This is a genomic window from Pseudomonas sp. GW823-FHT02F05, assembly GCF_058797315.1.
Map to the genome: position 1 here is coordinate 1 of NZ_JBXAJM010000049.1, position 2,959 is coordinate 2,959.

4 protein-coding genes are annotated in these 2,959 nt (G+C 55.5%); 3 read left to right on the forward strand and 1 reads right to left on the reverse strand.

Annotated elements, in window-relative coordinates:
* Positions 1-103 precede the first annotated feature (103 nt).
* The 3 genes from tnpA (at position 104) to tnpC (ending at position 2,398) form a co-directional block, all read left to right on the forward strand.
* The gene (gene tnpA, locus AC1RAC_RS28245) at positions 104-439 is read left to right on the forward strand and encodes an IS66-like element accessory protein TnpA (protein WP_233518666.1); all 336 of its coding nucleotides are present in this window, start codon (positions 104-106) and stop codon (positions 437-439) included.
* The gene (tnpB, locus tag AC1RAC_RS28250) at positions 436-771 is read left to right on the forward strand and encodes an IS66 family insertion sequence element accessory protein TnpB (protein WP_046067899.1); all 336 of its coding nucleotides are present in this window, start codon (positions 436-438) and stop codon (positions 769-771) included. The genes tnpA and tnpB overlap by 4 nt, the downstream gene beginning before the upstream one ends.
* Positions 772-832: 61 nt before the next feature.
* The gene (tnpC, locus tag AC1RAC_RS28255) at positions 833-2,398 is read left to right on the forward strand and encodes an IS66 family transposase (RefSeq protein ID WP_046067900.1); all 1,566 of its coding nucleotides are present in this window, start codon (positions 833-835) and stop codon (positions 2,396-2,398) included.
* A 27-nt stretch (positions 2,399-2,425) separates the two neighbouring features.
* On the opposite strand, the gene AC1RAC_RS28260 is transcribed toward tnpC, so the two are convergent.
* On the reverse strand, positions 2,426-2,836 hold the full coding sequence (locus tag AC1RAC_RS28260; RefSeq protein WP_080944598.1) for an NUDIX hydrolase: 411 nt from the start codon (positions 2,834-2,836) through the stop codon (positions 2,426-2,428).
* Positions 2,837-2,959: the final 123 nt, after the last annotated feature.

Here is a 2,959-nt window from a genome sequence, read left to right on the forward strand (position 1 = left end):
GTATCCGTCCGGCCAAGTCATCTACCCAGCCCCGCAAAGCCAAGACATGGTGTGCACTTAAATTTAAGTGGGCACCAGTTCTAGCCTTTTAAGCGGGTATTTCATGCAGCCACAACGTCGTTCCTACTCCAAGTCCTTCAAAGCCCAGGTCATTCAAGAGTGTGCCCAGCCCGGCGCTTCGATTGCCAGCATCGCCCTCAGCCATAGCCTCAACGCAAACCTCGTCCACAAATGGATTCGGGTGCAAGCGCAGAAAAACACAGCGCTGCAACCTGCATTTATCCCGTTACCCATACAACAACTGGCCGGAGCTAATTCGCAAGCAGCATCATCGAGTATCTGCGTTGAAATCCAGTACCCGCGCGGCACCGTAAAAGTGAACTGGCCAACCGAAAGTGCTGCTGCCTGCGCGACCTTTCTTCGAGACCTGCTGCGATGATCCGCATTGACTCCATCTGGCTCGCCACCGAGCCGATGGACATGCGCGCTGGCACCGAGACTGCGTTGGCCAGAGTGATCGCGGTGTTCGGTGCGGCGAAGCCGCACTGTGCTTATCTCTTTGCCAACCGCCGCGCCACTCGAATGAAAGTTCTGGTGCATGACGGATTCGGGATCTGGCTGGCTGCTCGCCGGTTGAATCAAGGCAAGTTCCACTGGCCAGGCATTCGCCATGGATCTGAAATGCAGTTAGATATCGAACAACTTCAAGCCCTGGTGTTAGGCCTGCCATGGCAACGCGCGGGCTCCAGCGGCGCGATCACACGGCTTTAACGTCTGCCATTAGCCTATCGGTCTATCGCCGCGAATTGCCTGGTCTGGCAAAATCGGCACCATGACTCTCCCCAATCTCGACCACCTAAATCCAGAACAACTGCGCGCTTTGGCGGCGCAGTTGATACAGCGTGTCGAGACGCTTGACCAGCAAGTCGAGACGATGGGCAGGACGGTCGAGACCATGGGCCAGAAGATCAACCGCGACCAAACGGTTATCGAAAAACTGACCCACGAGATCGCCCAACTCAAGCGTTTGAAGTTTGCCAAGCGCAGCGAGCAGTTGAATCCGCAGCAGACCAGCTTGCTCGATGATCTGATCGATACCGATATCGCGGCGATTGAAGCAGAGCTTCAGGCCTTGCAAACAGTGCCTGCGGCAACCGAGAACAAGCACAAGCCCAAGCGCACTGCATTACCGGCTGAGTTTCCACGCACACTGATCCATCACGAACCGGACCACACTCACTGTCCATGTGGCTGCGCCCTCAAGCGCATCGGCGAGGACGTCAGCGAGAAGCTGGACTATACGCCCGGCGTATTTACCGTTGAACGCCATGTGCGTGGCAAATGGGTCTGCGATGACTGCGAAACGCTGATCCAGGCCCCCGTTCCGGCGCAGGTTATTGATAAGGGCATCCCAACCGCTGGGCTGCTGGCCCACGTCATGATTGCCAAGTTTGCTGACCACCTGCCGCTTTACCGTCAGGAATCGATTTTTGGTCGAGCGGGCCTGGCGATTCCACGCTCAACCTTGGCTCAATGGGTTGGCGTGACTGGGGTTCAATTGCAGCCGCTGGTCGATGCGCTACGCGACGTGGTACTCGGGCAGCAGGTTATTCATGCCGATGAAACACCCGTGCAAATGCTCATGCCGGGAACGAAGAAGACTCACCGTTCCTATGTTTGGGCCTACGCCACCAGCCAGTTCTCGGATGTGGCAGCGGTGGTTTATGACTTCAGCCCTAGCCGTGCCGGTGAACATGCTCGCAACTTCCTGCAAGACTGGAAGGGCAAGCTGGTCTGTGATGATTTTGGCGGTTACAAAGCCAGTTTCGAACTCGGTGTGACCGAGGTCGGCTGCATGGCCCATGCTCGGCGCAAATTCTTCGAGCTGCACGCTACGAATAAAAGCACGCTTGCTGAGCAAGCCTTGCGCTATATCCAGTTGCTGTACGAAATCGAGAGCGAAGCCCGCGATCTGGAGCCGGATTTACGGCGCCGAATACGGCAAGAAAAAACCGTCCCGGTAATGGACATGCTACATGCCTGGATGAGCGCCCAGCGCGATCTTGTGCCCGAAGGCTCAGCCATCAGCAAAGCACTCGATTACAGCCTGAAACGCTGGGCAGCGCTGTCGCGCTACCTCGATGACGGGGCTGTACCCATTGATAATAATTGGGCCGAGAACCAGATCCGACCATGGGCTCTTGGACGTAAGAACTGGCTCTTTGCAGGCTCGCTACGCAGCGGAAAACGGGCGGCGGCGATCATGAGTCTGATCCAGTCGGCGCGGCTGAATAGTCATGACCCGTACGCCTACTTGAAGGATGTTCTCACGCGCCTGCCGACGCAGCGGGCGAGTGAAATCGGTCAACTGCTACCTCATAGGTGGGCGCCGGCCTGACTGACTCAAGAAGAGCTGAATACACACTTAGACTTCAGCAAGGGTAGTCCTGAGAAAGCTTAAAGCATCCTTGAAAACCTGATGCCATCTTTCAGAAGGCTCACTCATTAGTGGATGCCAAAAAAATCTGAACTCATGGCCTCCATCATCTTCTGCAAAATGCACCCAAGTATTGGGAAGGTCTTGGGCAACATGACACTCATGAAATACCCACGTGTGACCTGTTTCAATGGCACGCCACTCACCCAAATTTCGCCCTACTGCGGATTGAATCCCTGCCTCTTCTATCAGCTCTCGTACGGCAGCCAAGTCGGTTGACTCATCTGGTTCCACACTGCCCTTGACCAGTTGTAGCCCTGCCAATGGATGCTCAAATGCCAAGATCTCCAGCGTTTCACGGACTCGCAGAACCACAGGACAAGATTTATCTGCTCTCATGCCGTCACACCTTTTCCTGTTTCAACTAATCCTTAGGCAAGTCGGGAAGCATAGAGGAAGCAAGCCATCATCGAAACCGAATGACGCGAAGGCCTCGTCAAGGTGTGTTGCCTAGACGCTTAC